Origin of the sequence: Arcticibacter tournemirensis (genome assembly GCF_006716645.1) — a bacterium.
Classification (GTDB): domain Bacteria; phylum Bacteroidota; class Bacteroidia; order Sphingobacteriales; family Sphingobacteriaceae; genus Arcticibacter; species Arcticibacter tournemirensis.
On record NZ_VFPL01000001.1, the window covers coordinates 1,533,097 to 1,552,596 of the forward strand.

Sequence of the window (19,500 nt, forward strand, 5' to 3'; positions counted from 1 at the left end):
TGGTTTTAGTTGTTTTCAAACTTCACAACCGCATTGCCAGCTCCCAATGCAGCAGCTAATCCCTCAGGATTATCAACATATCCAAGTTTTGTATAGCTGTATGAGGTGTTGAAATTTTTATAAAAAAGCACAAGCACGTTGTTTCCGTAAAGCATTAAATCACCAGCTCTTATATTGCCTCCCGCTGATGTATTAGTAGGCAGTGGGCCGGGCAAATCATAGTATTTTTCATTGCTATTTAGCTCGGTCATATCGATGGTTAGTGGAAGCCTTGCCTTAAATGCATTTGCGCTTGGGTTGCCGTACAGTGTTGCTGTGAAGACAGATGCGCCAACCGTAATTTTTATTTTGCTTGTGCTTGTGTCGGATGGCGCATCATTATTATCTGACTGTGCAGAGTTTTCCTCCTTAGAACAGGCGCTAAAGTGAACGCCAATCATCAGTGCAAGAATTAAAGCTTTCATTTTCATAATTGATCATTGTTAAAGTTGAACACTTTTAATAAACCTAGCAGGAATTCCGCCCACCATTGTATCATCGGGAACATCTTTGGAAACTACTGCTCCTGCCGCGACTACAGCATTTTTACCAATGGTAACACCTGGCAAGATTGTTGCACCGGCACCGATCCATGCATTTTTTTTGATGTGAATATGTCCGGGGACGAGTGAATGCCTTTCGTTTGGAAAGATCGGGTGCCCTTCGGATAGTATATTGACTCTGGGTGCGATTAACACATTGTCTTCAATGGTGATTCCTCCCAAATCCAGAAAAACACAATCAAAGTTGATAAAGACATTCTTACCTATTTTGGTGTTCTTCCCGTAGTTGATTTGAAAAGGAGTAAATACAGCAACGCTTTCATCAATCTTTCTGTCTGTTATTTGACCAAGTAAGTTTCTGATTTCTGTAGGGTTGGTTGCGCTATTCAGCTGAGTCAGAATTTTCCTGGTGGCATAAGATTCCTCCCTCAATCTGCTTACTTGTGAATCATCAGGAGATATAGTTTCGCCAGCTAATAGCCTGTCAAAAACATCTTTTTGAACTGGTGCAGAAGGGGTAATATTTTTTGAAGCTGACATCTTTTTGATGTTTGATAACGAAACACAAAGGTAGTACCTCTCCAGGCAGAGCGCTAACGATTATCAAACCAAAGATTAAGAAATTCAAACTTCTTCTAAGCGAAATCTCGTAGGATTAGTTCCTGTGTTTTTTTTAAAGAAGTTATTAAAGTAGGTGGGATATTCAAATCCGAGCGCGTATGCGGTTTCTGAGATACTCCAATCGGTATGCTGCAAAAGTGCCTTTGCTTCTGTAATAATTCGCTCTGTGATGTGGGTGGTGGTAGACTTTCCGGTGACCTCTTTAACGGCACGGTTAAGGTAATTTACATGCACATTCAGCTTTTGGGCATAATGCAGGGCTGTTTTTAGCTGAAGTGGGTTTTGGGTGGTTTCGATAGGGAATTGCCTTTCGAGCAATTCCAGAAAAACGGAGGTTAAGCGGGAAGATGCGTTTTTGTCCTGATCGTAATTTTCGGAAGGTTTCATCTTTAAAGACTCGTGTATTATGAGGTTGATGTAATTGCGAATCAACTCATCTTTAAATACATAACTACTTTCCTGCTCTGCAATCATCTTCTGAAAAATAGTATTTAGAAAGATCCTCTGCTCTTCCGTGATTTTTAAAACAGGTGTCCCACCGATTTTAAAGAACGATGACTGCTGTAAGCTTTCTGAACGTTCAGAATTTTTAAAGAATTCTTCTGAAAAAAGAATGGTGTAACCTACACAGGCGGTAGAAATGGTTTCCCAGGAATAAGGAATGTGCGGATTGCCAAAAAAGAGAATCGTTCCTTCCTGCTCGTATGTCTTATCTGAATAGTGGATTCTGCTTTTTCCGGTAGTGAGACAAATCTTATAAAACTCTTTCCTGCTATACGTTCTGGTTTCAGTGCCATCTTCTTCTATCTGAAATGCCTTAAAACCTTGCAGCTTCAATTCATTATTGAATTTTGAGACTTCTCGTATCGCCCTTTGTTCCATATTACGAAGTTAATAAATTCAAATAGATTTTAAAGCACCGGGAATTTCGCTAGGTACCGGTTTGGAGAGGATTCATTGTAACCGTATGTAGAAAAATATGTGATCTAAAAAATAACCCGTTGCTGATTTAGAAACACCGCTTATCCCTTTTTAAAGTACCGCAGGTCGGGAATACTTTTAATATTTAGGTGCAATTAGCATTCGGCTTTTCGGTAGTGTTCGTCTCCGGGTCTTTGAGGATACGGGAAATAGTTAGTTACTATATAGAACCTTGTCAAGAATCCTCTTTTTGGTTTCTGTCCTTTGAAGGACAATGGGTGATATCGATCATCATACTAACACAGGTAAGATGTCCCCGTTTTAAAAGACGGTTGTAAGTATGAGAAGAAGCTGAGCCTGGTGCGTCCATTTTTCAAAAAAATGGAGCAAGACGAAGTTGGGCAATGCCCTACTTTTCCGCCTCTATGCTTTGCAAACGGCTGTCGAAGAATCCTCCGGGGATTCTATGGCCACTTAACAGTGAAAGGGAGGCCGGAAACGGAATTCCCGAAGGCATTCCCGTGATTTAGGGAAAGCCTGCTTATATAAGGACGATGATTGGTTATCACCACTCTGCGAATGGAGGTAAAAATGGGAGACAACAACAGATCTGTAAAATTTTCACTTGAAGTTGACCGCAAATTTGAAAAGGTGTCAGGCAGGCTCGGGAGGAACAAACGAACACTCTTCATTCAGATGGTCGACTATTTCTACCATACTAAGAAGGATCCCCATGATTTAAATGATGAGGCACTGAAGACTTCTATCATTAAAGGGAACCAGCATCTAACTGGCTTCATAAAAACGCAGGAGCAATCGCTGCTTATTCCGATTAAGCAGGATGCGGAGCGAATGGTAAGTTCCCAACGCCGTATCCTGGAATGGCTGAGTAATGAAGAGACTTATCATCATAAAAATACCAGCGCCGGCCTTCAGCAGCAGCTACAGAAATTGAATGAGGTTGACGGACTGGTAAGGCAACTGGTTAAACTCGCTCAGGCCAAAGAGCAACTTAAATCTCAATTCCTCTTCATTCTGGATTCTTATATCAAGTCGCGGGAACAGTTCGGGTTGATGACACCTGCAAGAGAAAAAGAGGAACTAATCAATAAGGTAAAGCAATTGGTAAGAAATCTTTAGCCATGCACATCAATATTACAGACAGCGAAAACGGTAGTAATAAAGGAAGCAGTAGCCAACTTGTGCATTACCTGGAAAAGGAAAATCGGGTAAGCGATCTGATGCAGGAACCTGAACGGTGGTTCAACCAGGATCGTCAGGATATCCAGCCTTATGAAGTGAGAACCTCCCTGGATAATAACATAGCAAAACTCAGTAGTAGTGACGCCAAATTTTTTCTGATCAATGTCAGTCCCAGCCGTAAGGAACTTGCCTGGCTAAAGGAATTGTACGGGGAGGAGGCCATGAAGGCAAAACTTAAAGAGTATGCCGTTTCTGTGATGGACGAGTATGCCCGGAATTTCAGGCGACCCGGAATTGAGAGTAGTAAAGATCTGCTGTGGTTTGGAAAGATCGAAGAGCACCGGTATTATTCGCACAAAGATCCGGAAGTAAAGCAGGGCATCAGGAAGCGTGGAGAGCTAAAGGATGGTGATCAGTGGCATATCCAGATCGTTGTCAGTCGCAAGGACATCACCAACCGGATTAAACTAAGCCCGATGAATAAGTCCAGGGGAAGAAATCAGGGGCACTCCTTAAAAGTCGGACAGTTCGACCGAAAGACTTTTGCTGCTTCGAGGGAGCGTATTTTCGATGAAAAGTTTGGTTTTGACCGGGGGCTTACCGAGTCGTTCTTATACACCAATACCATGAAGAATGGAACGGTCGAGCAAAAGCTACTGATGCAGAGAGTAGGGGTGTTAAAAGAAAAGGTCACTATCGATTCGCTTCAAAATAAGTCTGGCTCGCCTTCTCCGGAGCACGAGCCCATCAAAGAATCTCTGCTCGATTCTTTGCTAATCAAAACCGATCCGGATTATTCTCCCTCCGTTTTCAAAAGGAAGAAAAAAAGAAGGAGGAACGATCAGGGATTGCGGCTTTAATATGAACGGTTAAAAAGAAATTATCTATGCAGACGGGGGAAGACATTCAGGGACTACGTAAGATTATAGACCTTACAAGGTATATCAGCATTGCCATTTTAGCTATTCATTTCTATGTCAGTTGCTATGCCGCCTTTTACCATTGGGGATGGACGGCGGATATTCTTGACCGAATCATTTTGAATATCAGTAAAACCGGGCTGTTTAGTGGCGTGCAGAAACCGAAAGTGGTGACTCTTCTTTTTCTTTCAATATCCCTTGTTGGTGCTAAAGGCAGAAAGGAGGAGAAAATATCAAAGGGAAGTACTATAGCGCTCATCGGTTCAGGGCTGCTTTTGTTCTTTGCCAGTATCCTTTGTTTTTATGTATCTCTGCCGCCAAATGGAATCGCTCTGTGTTACATGCTGACCACAGTGACCGGGTATCTGCTCGTACTGAGCGGAGGCGTCAGGCTTTCCCGGATTCTTAAGGCGGCCCGGCAAGAGGATATTTTTAATACCGAAAATGAAACATTTCCCCAGGAAGAACGGCTGCTGGAAAATGAGTTTTCTATAAACCTTCCGGCGAGATATCGATTAAAGAAGCAGGTGAGGGATAGCTGGATCAATATCATCAATCCCTTCAGAGGGGTCCTTGTAGCCGGGACTCCTGGTGCAGGTAAATCCTATTTCGTGATCCGCCATATCATTGACCAGCATATACGGAAGGGCTTTTCCATGTTTCTGTATGACTTCAAATACGACGACCTTAGCAAGATTGCGTACAATAAATTGTTAAAGTATTACCACAACTATAAGGTAAAGCCATCTTTTTATGTGATCAATTTCGATGATCTCAACCATAGTCACCGGTGTAACCCCTTAGACCCAAAGGCCATGGATGACATAACGGATGCAACAGAGGCAAGCAGGACGATTATGCTGGGCCTGAACCGGGACTGGATCAAGAAGCAAGGTGACTTTTTTGTGGAATCACCTATTAATTTTCTGACGGCTATTATCTGGTATCTCAGGAAGTATCAGGATGGAAAGTACTGCACTTTGCCTCATGTTATCGAACTCATGCAGGTCGAGTATGAGAAGCTTTTCCAGGTGCTTGGACAGGAAGAAGAGATTAAAGTACTCATCAATCCTTTTGTTTCTGCCTTTCAGAATAAGGCAAAAGAGCAATTGGAAGGACAAATTGCTTCCGCAAAAATTGGCCTGGCGCGTCTTTCTTCTCCTCAGTTATATTATGTATTGTCAGGTAATGACTTTACCCTGGATGTCAATAATCCGGATGAACCGAAGATTGTCTGTGTGGGAAATAACCCGCAGAAGCTTCAGGTTTACGGGGCAGTACTATCCTTATACATCTCCAGGATGATCAAGCTGGTAAACCGGAAAAATCAGCTTAAATGCAGCCTCATATTTGACGAGTTTCCAACTATATATTTTAATAACATCGATAGCCTGATTGCAACGGCGCGTAGTAATAAAGTTGCTACCACGTTGGCGGTTCAGGATTTCAGCCAGCTAAAAAAAGACTATGGCGCGGAACAGGCAGATGTGATAACGGGTATTGTAGGCAATATCATCAGTGGTCAGGTAACGGGCGATACAGCCCGTAAGCTCTCCGAGATGTTTGGAAAAATTGTTCAGGATAAAAGCAGCATGAATATAAACAGCAGCGATACCTCTCTGACGAAGTCTACTCAGTTGGATTATGCTATACCGGCTGCGAAAATTGCCTCATTGTCATCAGGTGAGTTTGTCGGGATAGTGGCTGATAATCCGGAACAAAAGATTAATTTAAAGATGTTCCATAGTGAAGTTCAAAACGACCACCAAACGTTAACGGCTGAGGAAGATTTGTACAAGGACATACCTCTTATCAAAAAAGTTAATTCAGTAGACGTTCAAGAGAATTACCAATGGATCAAACGGGAGGTATTTGAGTTGGTACAAAAACAAATAGAAAGTCTTGAGGGTATTCGTTCTGACAAATGAAATTGTAAGAATGTCGATAATAGAGGCTACGAATATAGGAAGTACATCAACCATCTAGGTTCGGGATTTTGCACTCTCGCTATAATGATGAAATACTTAAAATAGAGGCATTCAACTAAGGTAGGTATTCAGTCGTTTAATCTCTCAAGCATATAGTTAGTCATTCCATTGGCAAGAAGCTTCACAAGGGGTAAGTCGGAGTCTGTCCCCTCACATTCAATTATCGTGTTTATATACAACATCATATCTTCATCATTGAGAATTTTTCTAAAAATTGGAGGACAGTCATTTTTTATCATCAAAATGCCCATTACCATTCTGCAAACCCGCCCATTGCCATCGCCGAAGGGGTGAATTTTATTTAAAAAAATATTGTGAAAGTATGCCAAAGCCGTAATAAGATGTGTTTCGTCCTGGGAGTTATCTATATTTTCGAACCTATATATAAAGCTATCCATGTGTGAGGCCATGGCAAATTCAATGTTGAAATGGGGCACATACTGTTTATTTGGAAAAAAAGGCTCTCTTGATCCTTCTACAGGATAGTTCCTGTAAACACCAGCCATCTTAGGGTCAAAGTCAGGCTCAGAATGATATTTAATACTCATTAATGCCAGATGAATCTTCTTTATGGAGTCTTCTGATAGCTTAAACTCATTATATTCGTTCAGAATAGCTTCGAGTACCTTTTTATGTGTGGCCAGCTCAAGAAGACTCGCCAGCTTTTCTTTTCTGACTAACTCTCCATTAAGGAAGGAAATAGTTTCTCCATATTCTAGCTTCCTGTTTTCAATTCTTGAGGAGAAGTATGTGAAATCGTTTACCAGCTGTTCGCGAAATGTTGCAGTCCAAGCCTGTACCGGAAATTTCTCGCGAAATGTTTTCAGAACAGTGTTAAAGTCATATAAATAGTCAGACAGCATTCCCTGGGGCTTAGTTAGCCTTTATACCGCATAAAGACAAAATCAACCCACCTCCTGATATCATTAGGATAAGCAAACAGTTTTTCACCCTTTCTGACAAGGGTTTTACCAAAGAAAAATCGATCAAATTCGTCCTGAAATGCACTTGGGATACACTCCAGAGATACCAAATCCTTAACGTTTGAAAGCTCGTTCAACGCTAATAAATTTAATCTGTCTGTCATCATGCCCGATTCCATCATTTGTAGCTTATTTGCAAATACAAATATAAGAAGATTATGTTTTAAATGATTGATTCATTGTAATTCCGTACAAAGTTCGCCATCCTGCCGCACACAGGTTCGCTTCGCCAAGGTAGTATCAGAAAAATGGGTATCCACCTCGCGGCGGAGCCTCCGCATTTTTCTGATCTCCACCTTGCCTTTAGTGCTGCCGGATGCCGGTGAGAGCACCATAATTAATTCATTAAATCAGTAAGTTATGGAAAAGCGCAGAAACCAGTTGGCATTGTATCAGGTAGCAGAGATCAAAGTAAGTTACTTTCCTAAGTTTAAGGCGTCAGAACGTCCGGTGATCACAGGTGCAAAAAATGCCTTTGAAATATTGATGGCTAACTGGGATCAGGGAAAGATTCAGTATGTCGAACAGTTTAAAGTGATTTTGTTAAGCCGGGGTAACCGTGTATTAGGAATATTGGAAGCATCAACGGGAGGAGTATCCGGAACAATTGCTGATCCCAAGGTGATTTTTGGAGCTGCGTTAAAGGCAAATTCTTCAGCTTTGATTATATCTCATAATCACCCATCATCTTCTTTGAAGCCCAGTCAGGCTGATATAAATCTTACGAGGAAGCTCACGTCTGCCGGTGCAATGCTTGATATGCCGGTTCTAGATCATATTATAGTTACGGCAGATGGATTTTTCTCGTTCGCTGACGAAGGGTTGCTTTAAGCCCTTTTTATAAATAAAAAGCCCTGCCTGTGATGAGCACAAACAGGGCACCTAAACCTTATCGAGTGTAAAAATAATACAATTCCGGAATAGCGTTTTTATTTTTTGTGTAAATCTGATATGCGTCTGGCAAATAAGTTGTTGTCACGTTGGTTTGACAGTTGACAGCCGCGTCTGGAAATGTTGGAGCGAAAGGCTACTGCTGCATTGAATTGGTTTCGATACGTTTTTCGTAAGAATCAAATTGTCTCGACAGTGCCGAGACAATTTAGCTGGTCGCAGATCTCATTGTTTATCTATATAGAAAGCATTATGTTGCAGAATTAGATCGACAGGCTTTTGCGAGGATTCTTGATATAGCAGAAGTATCCAATTAGTATGCGTTCCTCAAAAGTTATAAATGGGGGTGTCCAAAAAGGCACCCTCTTTCCTTTTACAAGAGAGTAGGAGTTTTTCAGATTCTTATGAAATAGCTTTTCACTTTATGTTTAATGCAGTTAATTGCTGCATTAGATCGTATAGACATTGTGTTATCATGATGAATCGCGTCAATTTAGGCTTTTTAAGCAGCTTTTGCTGCCATTTTCCTTAAGTTATGTGCTATGGCGGCCAGTCCGAACTCGATATTTACTTTAGGGAGTGTACGTAGTCTGAATCGATTGAACCTGTTATTGCTTTTTAGTTGACCAAATACAGCTTCTGGTTCTATCGCTCTGTTCTTTCTGAGCCTAACACCTTCTTCACTTAACAGCTTTTGCTTCACTTTCTCCTTAAAGGCCCTTAAGGCATGGTTGACCTCAATTTTACGGTCTTCATCGCCTTTATAACACATTTTCCTGAGCGGACAGCCCTGGCAGCTCTCTGTTTTGTAACAGCTCACCTTAGATTTATACCCCAGCTCTGAGATGCGCTCAGATTCCTCCATTTTGATCATACGTTTGCCTGCCGGACATATAAAGTAATCCCCTTGCACATCGTAGGGCAGGTTTGAGGCATGATATATATTCTTTTTAAAGCTGCGTTTTTGTTCTTTATGAAAGTAATTGTACTTGATAAAAGCCTCAATATCATTATCCTCCATCCACTGGTAGTTCTGCTCGCTTCCATACCCTGAGTCTGCCACTACTTTCTTTGATTGTTTATTGTAATGTGCTTTGAACTGCTCCAGGTGGAGGGTCAAAGTGGCAGTATCTCCGGCACGCTGGTGAATGGAAAAGTTGGTAATAAACTGATTCTCGGTACTAATCTGGGTATTATAAGCCGGTTTAAGCTGGCCGTTTTTCATATGGTCTTCCTTCATCCGCATGAAAGTAGCATCCTGATCGGTCTTGCTGTAGCTGTTGCGTGTGCCTAAAGTTTCCAGTTGCGCTTCATATTTCTCAAGTCGGGGAAGTGCATCTTTTTCAAGCTTCTTAACCTCTTTTTTTTGTTGCTTGTTCAGCTCTGCCAAACGACCGTTCAGTTCATCTATCCTGTTCTTAAGTTCCGTTGAACTTACAGGAACGCCTGGCTTTTCCGGTGAGGCCAGTTCCGCTTTATCATGCTTTATAGACCTATCTATATCCCCAAGTACTCCGGTTATTTTTTCTTCCAGCTTTGCTTTATTCTTCTCTGTAGAGCCTTTCCATACAAAGGTATACCGGTTCGAAGCCGATTCCAGCTTGGTGCCGTCCACATACTGGATATCAAGACTGACATAGCCAAGATCAGCCATCAAACGGACCAGTTCTGCAAACAGATGCTGGATCTTATCCTTTAACCGCTTACCACGAAAATCGTTAATAGTGCGGAAATCAGGGGTACTGTTGCCTGATAGCCACATGAAGTGGATATTTTCCTGCAGGGCCTGAGCCATCTTTCGACAAGAATAAATATTACAGAAGTAACTGTAGAAAAGTACTTTAATTAGCATTCTGGGATGAAAGCTGCTGGTACCGCCGCCTTTATATCCTGAAAGAATATCATCGATATTAAGTGATTCAACAACTTGGTTAACAATACGGACAGGATGATCTGATGGAATCCGATCCCCTATGTTCGAGGGAAAAAGCACAACCTGCTGCGAGGTTAACGCCTTAAAATGTACATTTGATCTTGTTTTCATTAGCACCATTAATTTACGAATTAATGGGAAAACAAAAAAGGGTGTCCTTACTTTTTGGACACCCTCATTGGATGAGTCGGTTATGTCGTTGTGTGTCAGTTTTTTGCTGCTGTAAAAGAACCATCGCATTCCGTTCTTGTTCACATCTATCTGGCTTGCCTTGGCTTCGTTATTTATGTTTTCAATAGCTGATAGAATAAATACCGATTTTAGGAACTGTGTTTTCTTGGGAGTAGCTCTCTTGGAAGTTAAGTGTGGGGACTTGGTTTATTGCTTTTTCTTTATTCTCTGAGTGTTTTCTGATTTAACTTCGTAAAGAGAGATGATCTTCTTCTGAGCTTCAATTATATCCGTCAGATCCTTCAATTTCTCATTCTTTGAGGCCAGCTCGTTTTCAAGCTCAATGATTTGTTTTTGAAGAGATTGCTCCTCCTTTCCAAACATGCTTTTGATAGGTTCCTCATCAAGATAATAAAGGAACAGATTCTTATTTAGCAACTGAGAAAATCTAATAAGCTTGTCAATGTCGATCGTTGTTCGTCTATAAAAAGTGGACCCCGGGTGACTGCGGGTTTTGTTGACTCCTTCAAAATACAACATAAGTTCGTTATGCCGTTCTGTATCAACAGTGGTATGTGAGGAAAACAACTCGGATAAATCTGCATTCTCAAAGACTAAGAGCTCATCCAGCGGGATGCCGCTTGCTTCAAACATCTGCATATAGGTGTTAACCGTATTCCGGGAGATCCCTAATATAGAGCCTATCCTGCGGTTGCTGGTACCATCAAGATGTAGTGTTATTATTTGTTTCAAATCCATCGGATCAAGTAGATTGGCCATGTCGCTGTATATGTTAAGCGGCAAGGTAGTTTCCTTGATCTATTAAAGTGGCACAAAACGAACCGTAATCCTCACGCCCCGATAGCTCTCTTTCAGTAGATGCCTGTTCGATAGTGGCACCATTCGAACCGTAATGGTAATGGACAAATCAAACTATAATGGCATCATTTGAACCGTAAGAACTGGCATCTGTCTCGTCCTAAAAAAACTTTACAGTTTTGACCATTAATCCTATAAAAACTTTGCAGGTATTTCCTGGTAGTCCTAAGATATCCTTACAAGGATACGGAGTTTCATTTTTATTCTGAATGTTCAAATTCATTTTCGTCCGGAATTGTCTTCCTATATCTTCTATATTGTTTCCAACGCTTGCGAATCGGACCCGATAAACTCTCATGAACCTTCGCTGGGCTTAAATAATCTATACTCCCGTGGGGGCGGCTTTCGTTATAGATAGCAATAATCCTGGATACATGCTTCTGTGCATCCTTATGATTTTGATAAATCCGTTTTGGAAAGAATTCATTCTTTAAGATTCCGTTTACCCGCTCGGCCAAAGCATTATCGTAAGGACTACCGCTTTGTGTCATGCTTATAGCTACACCGAAACGTTGAAGCGTTTCGGTGTATTCTGCACAGCAATACTGAATTCCGCGGTCGGAATGATGGATAAGATAAAATGGCGATTCATGTTTCCAGGTCGATATGGCCATTTCCAAAGCTTTCAAGCAACCTGTCGCTTCTAACGTCGGGTGCAATGCATAACCTACGATCTTATGGGAATATGCATCGGTAATCAGACTTAGATAACTGAAGCCTTGAATCGTCCTGATATAGGTGATATCGCTTACCCAAAGCTGCTCTCGTCCGGTGATAACAAGTTCCTTTATCAGGTTTGGATATCGCTTGAAGATATGATTAGAATCAGTAGTACGAACTATACGCTTACGACGCCGGATCATTAGCCCGTGAAATCGAAGCAGGTCGAATAATTGATCGCGGCCAATTTTGATTCCATGTTCCTTCAATTGTGGTTCCAGCAAGTACAGGAGCTTTCGTGTACCCAGCAATGGCATCACGCTCCGAATTTCCTTTACCAACGTCAGAACAATCATGTTAGCAATCGACGTTTTCTCAGCATGGTGGAATGCGTCATAATAAGCTTGTCTTGTAACGCCAAACAGTACACAGAGCTCCCCAAGGCCTACATGGGGATGTTTCTGCCTCATTCTCTTGACTGTTTGGCACCAGGCTTTTTTCGGATCTTGATCTTCAGCTCCTCTTCGCTTACCTTAATCATTGTTTCCAAAGAATCCACCTTTAACTGAGACTTTTCCAAAGCCTTCTGTAACTCGATAACTTGTCTGTGAAGATGACGAATGGTTGAACTTTCAGTAGATTTTGTCATAAATTCCTCTTGTGAGTTCAGTGAATCCAAGTTAAGTAAAGAATACTGAACAACCCAATCGTTTACAGTATTCCGACTCATACCGTAAAGCTTAGCTGCCGTACGATGGCTGTGGAAACCGGATTGTATTTCTCCAACAACTTTTCTTTTGACTTCTTCGGGATAAGATCTGCCGATCTTTTTGAGCGGTTTTACCGTTCGCTTTCTCTGTTTTTTTTCCATTTACTTTACATTTAATGTAAAGCTATTTCAGGACAAGACAAAACACTTAAAATACCGAAGATGCACCTTTCAACTATATTAAAAGCCGGTTTGCAGTACTGCCATCTGTCTTTAAAGAAGCATATAAAGACATGAATGTCGAAATCGGATCTTTGCCAGCAGGGCAAAGTACCTTGCTTAAGTTTAAGGTAAATAAAATGCCTATTACTCTTCCTGTAACATTCTTTTATCTGCCGATAACCGCCTTTTCCGGAGTTTGGCTAAGTAATACCCCAATTTCACTAAGCTGGGGAGTTAAAGGGTGCTGATCTTTGCCTATATCAAAATTTAATCAATAAAAAATGAAACAGTCAAAAACACCCATCATCAGCTTTAGTCCGGTTGTATTACCTGTCCCCGGCCGTCACGTAGACCTCGAAATGAAAGTGTCTGCTCCCGTAAACGGAAACAACCTGCCAGTTATTCTTCTTTCGCATGGGCATGGCCCCTCTAACTTTCTCTCTTCGTACAGGGGATATGGCCCTATGGTGGATTTTTTTGCGGCAAAAGGGTTTGTTGTAATTCAACCTACTCATCAAAATTCCAGAGCACTTGGACTTTCGTCCTCTCTTCCTGAAGCACCCTTGTTCTGGAGTTCTCGGGCAACGGACATGAAATTTATCCTTGATCATCTAGACGAAATTATTTCCACGGTACCTGGGTTAGCGGGAAGGGTCGATAATACAAAAGTTGCTGCCGTTGGACATTCCATGGGCGGCCAGACCGTAGCCATGCTGGCTGGCATGGAGGTAACTGACCCTGCAACAGGTAAAATAGTGAATGCCACTGAACCAAGATTGAAGGCCCTGGTGCTAATTGGCGCGTCTGGTGGACCCGAAGGATTTAACGGAGTGAATAGACAGCACTATCCTGTGTTGGCGGCCGGCAACTTCAGTACCATGACTTTACCAGCACTCATTGTGAACGGGGACAAGGACATAAACCTCATGTTCTCTGATGTGGACAATTGGCGTGCAGACGCTTATTATCACAGTCCGGGCCCGAAGGATTTGCTGACCGTGTTTGGCGCCGAACACATCTTTGGCGGCATATCAGGGTATGATGCCCGCGAGACAAGTGATGAAAATCCGGAGCGCGTTGCCTTTGTATGTGAGAGCATTCTTGCGTATATTCGGAGTACATTCGACCCGAACGACCAAAGTTGGGAAGAAACCAGAAAAACCCTTAACGGCGTACAGGGTGCATTAGGCAGCATTGAAAGTAAGTTATAAAACAGACAATATGAAGGATGAAATGTCTAACCATAGATTCAGTTCTTTATCAAGGTTGCATAAGGCGCTGGACATTCCGGCGCCGATGCACCCATTGGTAAGTGTGATCAATAACGCATCAGGAACCATTCCGCTCGGAAAACTTCCCAGTCCCCACATATTGAGTTTTTACAAGATCTCCTATAAGATGAACTTCCAGGGAAAGTTCAAGTATGGACAACATTACTACGATTTCGACGAGGGGGGGATGTTTTTTGTTTCGCCTAATCAGATCACGGGAGGCCATGCGCCACTCAGTGATCAATCTGGTTATACGTTACTTTTCCACCCGGATTTTTTACTTGGCTATGAACTCGCCAGGAAGATCAAAGGATATGGATTTTTTTCCTATTCTATCCATGAAGCGCTGCACTTATCGGAAAAAGAAAAAACCACCATTATTGCTGTTTTTCAAAACATTGAAGAAGAATTAAAAGACAGAATCGACAGTTTCAGCCAGGACGTCGTTATTTCTCAGATTGAATTGCTGCTGAATTATGCCAACCGGTTCTATAGCCGGCAATTCATTACCCGCAAGGCGGTAAGCAGCGATCTGCTTGAAAAGCTGGAAGAAATGTTGCACGCCTACTTCCAGTCGTCGCACGCACAAAAGCAGGGGCTTCCAACGGTCCAATTTCTATCAGAGCAATTAAATGTCAGTACCAGTTATTTAGGTGACATGCTGCGATCTCTTACGGGGCAAAATGCGCAACAGCACATTCATAACCACCTGATCGAAAAAGCAAAAGAAAAGTTATCGGCAAGCCCGGCTTCGATAAGCGAGATAGCCTATGAATTAGGGTTCGAACACCCGCAGTCCTTTAGTAAGCTGTTCAAACTCAAAACCAGTGTGTCGCCCCTGGATTTCAGGCGTTCTTTTAATAAAGCATAACGAGATACACTATCGTACCTAAGGCTAATTGCGATTCATACGTCTGTTTATACTAAATAACGGAAATCAAATAGGTAATGTCGAAACAGGATACATTGGAGATAATGACCACGGCCCTGTTTGCAGAGTCTGCCAAAACCATGGATGTTAAATAAGGTTAATTTTTTCGTTCCTAATCACCGTTTGATAATATTTGGGCGTCAATCCTGTTATTTCATGTGTCAACCTATTATGCTCTTACTTAGATCCCTTCAGTTTATTTTCCTTGTTATTTCTGTGCTGCACTTTATGGGCAGAGGTGCTCAAGCCCAATCCAAAACGCTAAATGGAGTAACCATTGATGGCCAGACTGGTTTGCCACTGCCCTATGTAAGCATAGGAATTAAGAATAAACCCATAGGCACAGTTTCTGATTCTATAGGTCAATATTCACTTTCCCACGCCGGGACAGACATTGATAACAAAGATTCCATTTTCTTTTCAGCTGTTGGCTATCGAAGCGTGAAAATGGACTGGAACAGTTTTATAGCAAAAGAAAAGATCGTCAAGTTTTATCAATCACCACAAATGCTTGAAGTTGTAAACGTCAAAGCAAAGCCTGGGCAGATAAAGACCTATGGGCGGTCGAATGCCAGTATTATATTTTTCCCCGCCATGTATAAAAGTATACCGAAATACAGCGATGAAAAAGGGCGTGAGCAGGCTACGATTCTGAAAATTGATCAGGATGTTTTCCTAAGAAGGCTAAGTTTTAAAATTAACCGGAGAACCTTTAGGAAGATCAAGTTTAGAATGAACATCTATAGTGTTAAAGCGGGACTGCCGGATCAATCTATACTTCACAAAGATGTGGTCTTTGACGTAAATGGCACCACCGAGACTCGCGCCCCCCGATCTGAAAGTATAGATCTGCGTCCTTACCACATACATATAAAGGGTCAAAAAGAAATAGCCGTTTCTCTGGCCATCCTCAATTTAGAACCATTGCCAGGAGATAGTACGCAGGCTACTTTCTTCATACCATCATTCCCCGGTCCATTGCGCTCAAGCCTGTACAGGATTAAAGCAGAAGCTCCGTGGCAAAAGGTGTCAAAATCTTATTTACTCGTAGAGCTTGAGGCATCCTCCATAAAGAATAGTAAGGATGATACACCCGGGAATCTGCCGGACACGGACGCCGAAATTATTGGGAACACCCCCTCGTTAAAAGGCCTGCTATACGGCAATAATCAGGGTAAACGTATTCGGGTTGACGAAGGTGAGATTTATTATGAATCATATGGCAAGGGCAGCCCGTTGTTTTTGCTGCATGGAAATAATGAGCGCATTAATTCATTCAGAGAACAAATTGAACCACTATCGCGACATTTCAAGGTAATAGCTTTGGACACCAGGGGCCAGGGCAATAGCACCAACAATAGTGCATCACCCTACACTTACGAACAATTTGCTCAAGACCTTTCGGTGGTAATGGATTCGCTATCTATAAAAAAGGCCAGCTTGCTTGGTTGGAGTGACGGAGGAAATACCGCATTGATTTTTGCCTTAAACCATCCTGAAAATGTAGAAAAAATGGTGCTCATGGGTGCAAACCTGTTTCCGGGTCCCGAGGCTATAGAAGAAGATGTTATCGAAGACTTTAAAAATCGCAGGGATAGCTTAATGAAACTACCCGATCCGGAGTCTCAAAATCAAATGCGCCTGGCTGATCTGGTTTTGAAAGAACCACATATAGACGATACAGCGTTACAACGTATAGCGGCACCTGTACTGGTAGTTGCCGGTGAATTTGATGTAGTAAAGAAGCAACACACTATGTTAATTCATTCCCTTATTAAGAATTCCCGACTCGAGATCATACCGGGTGGCGACCACTATGCTCCGCTTAAAGACCCAAAAGTTTTTAATAAAATCGTGCTCGACTGCCTGGTGCCGGGAAATAGCCTGGAATAGAAGCAACGAATTAAAACCCGATCTTAACACTTCGTTAGCGAGACGGTTTGCTTCCGAAGGCTGTGGAGATCGAGTTTTTGTGTTGCATTAAAAAAGCTTTTCCTGAAAAGCCTGGTAAACTGTTCTGACGGTTGGCTGAAAACCAAGACTTCGCGCCAGCGAACAGTCCGTATGAAGATGCCACGGATTCTCCAGCGGTTCAGACGATGATTCCATGGTTTCACCAACCAGCCTGACCAATTCATAAATGGTTGTGGGCGCCTCATCCGAAATATTGACGATACGCTGGTCCATTGCGCCGGCTAAAGCCATTTTCATAGCCGTATAAATATCGCGATGATGGATGGTGCTCATCCGCATGGCCGGATGAAACTTCGCGGCAACCATATGTTTAGGTAACGCTTCCAGGTGCCCGTCGCCGTCTCCATAAACAAATGGGAATCTTAATACTGACCAGTTTAATCCGCTGTCGCGTAATGCGGCTTCGGCTGCTACCTTACTGGCTGGATAAGGATGTTGAGGTTCGACTGGATCATCCTCCCGGCCAGGGTGTGGATTGTTATGGTTGTAAACGTTAGAGGTGCTTGCCAGTATGAAGCGTGCGTTTGGTGCATGCATCTTTACCGCATCAATAAGGTTGCGTGTGCCTTCAAGGTTTACTTTCCAGATGAGGTCTATATCCTGGGTGCGAAACACGGCTGCCAAATGAACAACGGCCGACACTTCTTTTACAGCTTCGGTGAGTGATGCAGCATCAAGCACATCGCCCTCTATGGCTGTTACACCCGCGGGTACACCCTTGCCTCCGCGTACTAAGGCATAACATTCAAATCTAGCATCAACAAGGCGTGGTAAAAGTCGCGCCCCTACAAGTCCTGTTACTCCGGTAACTAATATCTTTTTACTTTGTCCGTTCATGTCATACGAGTTTTATGATGAACAAAGCTCAGTAGATTCAATTTATTACAGCCGGACAAAAGCCGGCAAGTTCAGGACAAATCCTGAAAGAATGCGGCTACCGTTTTTCCGGTCACTTTTTTAAACAGCCGGGAAAAGTAATCAGGGTCATTAAAGCCTAACTCAAAAGCCAGTTCCTTGACTGTTGAGCGCTCCCCATAATACATCCGTCGCCGCGCTTCCAGTATAAGGCGATTGGTGATAAACTCTTTAGGAGAAACGCCGGAATACTGTTTAACGATCTGGTACAGGCTATCCGTGCTCATGGCTAATTCTTCGGCAATTTGCCTGATGGTTGGATGGTCCGTTAAATTGTTTTCTACGAAGACTTTGAAGCCGATAAATTTGGAGAGCTTGTCCTCTGCCGGTTTATCCCCGGCTGCAAAGTACGCTGTATTAATCTCAGTAAGCAGACTGTTAAGATGTGCGAGGATGAGCTCCGGGTCGGTGTCCGGAGTGCTTAAAAGTTCCTGAAGTATTTTGAAGATGGCTTTAAGCCTGGCAGAAGCAGCAGGTTCAAAACCTATCTTTGGTTGATTAAGCGGGTCAAGAAGAAAGGAGTATTGCCTCGGTAGCCTGAACAGGCACTCTTCGTCAAATCCCAGTTTATAGTAATCGTTTCCATGCGCCGACGGCAACTGTTGAATCTGATGAGGCAGGAAAAAGAGCAACTCGTTTTTGCCAATATCGAACTTTTCAAGGTCAACGCCATGCTTGCTGGAGCCATCCGATACGAACAAAAATAAGTAGTAGGGCAATCGTTTTGTCAGTCCGTGAATTTTAGCATTTTCAGCTGACAAATGTCCAAAACCGGGTGATACCATACGGATCGGCAACTGTTTGTTCTGGCTCATGTTTTTCAACGACGGATCATTTTTTCCCATACTCAAAAATAGGCATTCTGTCGAAGCAAATAGGCAAGTACCCTTTGGTGCAGTGTTTTAGTTTGTGAAAATAGGGTATTCGTCCGGCGAGCAGATTGTGCTATGCTGGAGTTTCTCAACAGGCATAGGTTGTCGCATCATCGATACAACACTTGGCAGAGGGCCAGGTAGTCATGCTTTCTCGCACGGTTAGCACCTTACTCCCTTTTGCGATAATGAAGCGCTACGCATCCGTTTTTGAAGATCAGCGTTTCTGCCAGTTCCAGCTTAAAGTTCTCCGGAAGGCTGCCGGCATCCAGCAGATGTCTGCCATTGCCCGCCATGACAGGATGCACCACCATATGGAATTCATCCACCAGGCCAGCTGCCATCAGTTCCGGTAACATGCTTACGGTGTCAACCGAAATCGTTTTGCCGGGCTGTTGTTTCAGCTTTCGTAGTTCCGCTGTCGGGTCATTCCGTATGATCGTTGTGTTGCCCTCAACGTTTTCCAGGGATCGCGACACCACCACTTTGTCAATGGAGACGAGCCTCTCCGCGAACCGGACTTCAGCCGCGGATCCGGAACGGTCCCTCGCAACATCGGCCCAGTACGGAAACATGAGCTGATACATCACGCGACCATAAAAAAGCAGATCTACATCATCCATCAATCCAGCGAAATATTCCATCATCTCTTCGCTTGGCTCGCCCAGTGTGTGATCACAATAACCATCCAGACTAATGTTCATGCAAAATGATACCTTTCTCATACTACAAAAATAAGTGACACGCTTCATTCCCATCGGGGCATTGGCGACAAATAAAAGGGTGTTTTAAGCCAAATAGTTCAAGTAGATAAAAGTTTGGATGCTGAAAAGGTCAATCTTAGGTTCGTTATGTGTTGGAGATCATCCGTCGGGCAAGTTGCACCTGTCAACC

At 42.8% G+C, this 19,500-nt stretch carries 19 protein-coding genes; 7 read left to right on the top strand and 12 right to left on the bottom strand.

Translation table 11 applies throughout. From position 1 onward, the window contains the following. Positions 1 to 5: 5 nt before the first annotated feature. The 3 genes from BDE36_RS06655 to BDE36_RS06665 all read right to left on the bottom strand — a co-directional run bounded on the left by BDE36_RS06655 (position 6) and on the right by BDE36_RS06665 (position 2,045). Positions 6 to 470, bottom strand: coding sequence for a cyclophilin-like fold protein (locus BDE36_RS06655; RefSeq protein WP_141814237.1), 465 nt, complete (start codon positions 468 to 470; stop codon positions 6 to 8). A 12-nt stretch (positions 471 to 482) separates the two neighbouring features. Next, the gene (locus tag BDE36_RS06660) at positions 483 to 1,082 is read right to left on the bottom strand and encodes a DapH/DapD/GlmU-related protein (RefSeq protein WP_141814238.1); all 600 of its coding nucleotides are present in this window, start codon (positions 1,080 to 1,082) and stop codon (positions 483 to 485) included. Positions 1,083 to 1,166: 84 nt separating this feature from the next. Then, positions 1,167 to 2,045, bottom strand: coding sequence for a helix-turn-helix domain-containing protein (locus BDE36_RS06665; protein ID WP_141814239.1), 879 nt, complete (start codon positions 2,043 to 2,045; stop codon positions 1,167 to 1,169). A gap of 618 nt (positions 2,046 to 2,663) precedes the next feature. Here BDE36_RS06665 and BDE36_RS06670 point away from each other — a divergent pair. Genes BDE36_RS06670 through mobC form a run of 3 tightly spaced genes read left to right on the top strand, consistent with a single transcriptional unit; the run spans position 2,664 to position 6,135 of the window. After that, positions 2,664 to 3,224 (top strand): BfmA/BtgA family mobilization protein, encoded by a 561-nt coding sequence (locus tag BDE36_RS06670; RefSeq protein ID WP_141814240.1) that lies wholly within the window; start codon positions 2,664 to 2,666, stop codon positions 3,222 to 3,224. A 2-nt stretch (positions 3,225 to 3,226) separates the two neighbouring features. Then, positions 3,227 to 4,147 (top strand): DUF5712 family protein, encoded by a 921-nt coding sequence (locus BDE36_RS06675; protein WP_141814241.1) that lies wholly within the window; start codon positions 3,227 to 3,229, stop codon positions 4,145 to 4,147. 26 nt (positions 4,148 to 4,173) lie between these two features. Continuing rightward, positions 4,174 to 6,135, top strand: coding sequence for a conjugal transfer protein MobC (gene mobC / locus BDE36_RS06680; protein ID WP_141814242.1), 1,962 nt, complete (start codon positions 4,174 to 4,176; stop codon positions 6,133 to 6,135). A 128-nt stretch (positions 6,136 to 6,263) separates the two neighbouring features. On the opposite strand, the gene BDE36_RS06685 is transcribed toward mobC, so the two are convergent. Both BDE36_RS06685 and BDE36_RS06690 read right to left on the bottom strand, forming a co-directional pair. Then, on the bottom strand, positions 6,264 to 7,058 hold the full coding sequence (locus tag BDE36_RS06685; RefSeq protein WP_141814243.1) for a Fic family protein: 795 nt from the start codon (positions 7,056 to 7,058) through the stop codon (positions 6,264 to 6,266). Positions 7,059 to 7,072: 14 nt separating this feature from the next. Next, entirely contained in the window at positions 7,073 to 7,300 is a 228-nt protein-coding gene (locus tag BDE36_RS06690) for a hypothetical protein (protein ID WP_202618233.1), read from the bottom strand. A gap of 238 nt (positions 7,301 to 7,538) precedes the next feature. Between BDE36_RS06690 and BDE36_RS06695 the strand changes: the two genes are divergently transcribed. Then, positions 7,539 to 8,009 (top strand): JAB domain-containing protein, encoded by a 471-nt coding sequence (locus BDE36_RS06695; protein ID WP_141814244.1) that lies wholly within the window; start codon positions 7,539 to 7,541, stop codon positions 8,007 to 8,009. A gap of 562 nt (positions 8,010 to 8,571) precedes the next feature. Here the strand turns inward: BDE36_RS06695 and BDE36_RS06700 are convergent. The 4 genes from BDE36_RS06700 to BDE36_RS06715 form a co-directional block, all read right to left on the bottom strand. Beyond that, a complete protein-coding gene (locus BDE36_RS06700; protein ID WP_141813451.1) occupies positions 8,572 to 10,113 on the bottom strand; it encodes an IS1182 family transposase in 1,542 nt (513 codons plus the stop codon). A gap of 267 nt (positions 10,114 to 10,380) precedes the next feature. After that, positions 10,381 to 10,953, bottom strand: a complete 573-nt coding sequence (locus BDE36_RS24120; protein WP_244939606.1) for a LuxR C-terminal-related transcriptional regulator — start codon at positions 10,951 to 10,953, stop codon at positions 10,381 to 10,383. Between the two features lie 299 nt (positions 10,954 to 11,252). Beyond that, positions 11,253 to 12,182: an IS3 family transposase gene (locus BDE36_RS06710; RefSeq protein WP_141814245.1), complete on the bottom strand. Its 930-nt coding sequence runs from the start codon at positions 12,180 to 12,182 to the stop codon at positions 11,253 to 11,255. Next, positions 12,179 to 12,583 (bottom strand): hypothetical protein, encoded by a 405-nt coding sequence (locus BDE36_RS06715; RefSeq protein ID WP_141814246.1) that lies wholly within the window; start codon positions 12,581 to 12,583, stop codon positions 12,179 to 12,181. The genes BDE36_RS06710 and BDE36_RS06715 overlap by 4 nt, the downstream gene beginning before the upstream one ends. A gap of 341 nt (positions 12,584 to 12,924) precedes the next feature. Between BDE36_RS06715 and BDE36_RS06720 the strand changes: the two genes are divergently transcribed. The 3 genes from BDE36_RS06720 to BDE36_RS06730 all read left to right on the top strand — a co-directional run bounded on the left by BDE36_RS06720 (position 12,925) and on the right by BDE36_RS06730 (position 16,738). Then, positions 12,925 to 13,854, top strand: a complete 930-nt coding sequence (locus BDE36_RS06720) for an alpha/beta hydrolase family protein (RefSeq protein ID WP_141814247.1) — start codon at positions 12,925 to 12,927, stop codon at positions 13,852 to 13,854. Positions 13,855 to 13,864: 10 nt separating this feature from the next. After that, positions 13,865 to 14,785, top strand: coding sequence for a helix-turn-helix domain-containing protein (locus BDE36_RS06725; RefSeq protein ID WP_141814248.1), 921 nt, complete (start codon positions 13,865 to 13,867; stop codon positions 14,783 to 14,785). 231 nt (positions 14,786 to 15,016) lie between these two features. Beyond that, positions 15,017 to 16,738, top strand: coding sequence for an alpha/beta fold hydrolase (locus BDE36_RS06730; RefSeq protein WP_161987565.1), 1,722 nt, complete (start codon positions 15,017 to 15,019; stop codon positions 16,736 to 16,738). A gap of 87 nt (positions 16,739 to 16,825) precedes the next feature. Here BDE36_RS06730 and BDE36_RS06735 read toward each other — a convergent pair whose 3' ends face one another. The 3 genes from BDE36_RS06735 to BDE36_RS06745 all read right to left on the bottom strand — a co-directional run bounded on the left by BDE36_RS06735 (position 16,826) and on the right by BDE36_RS06745 (position 19,358). Then, positions 16,826 to 17,656, bottom strand: a complete 831-nt coding sequence (locus BDE36_RS06735; protein WP_141814250.1) for an NAD-dependent epimerase/dehydratase family protein — start codon at positions 17,654 to 17,656, stop codon at positions 16,826 to 16,828. A 71-nt stretch (positions 17,657 to 17,727) separates the two neighbouring features. Next, positions 17,728 to 18,549 (bottom strand): helix-turn-helix domain-containing protein, encoded by an 822-nt coding sequence (locus tag BDE36_RS06740; protein WP_235904323.1) that lies wholly within the window; start codon positions 18,547 to 18,549, stop codon positions 17,728 to 17,730. A gap of 227 nt (positions 18,550 to 18,776) precedes the next feature. Next, the gene (locus tag BDE36_RS06745; RefSeq protein ID WP_244939607.1) at positions 18,777 to 19,358 is read right to left on the bottom strand and encodes a dihydrofolate reductase family protein; all 582 of its coding nucleotides are present in this window, start codon (positions 19,356 to 19,358) and stop codon (positions 18,777 to 18,779) included. Between the last annotated feature and the right edge of the window lie 142 nt (positions 19,359 to 19,500).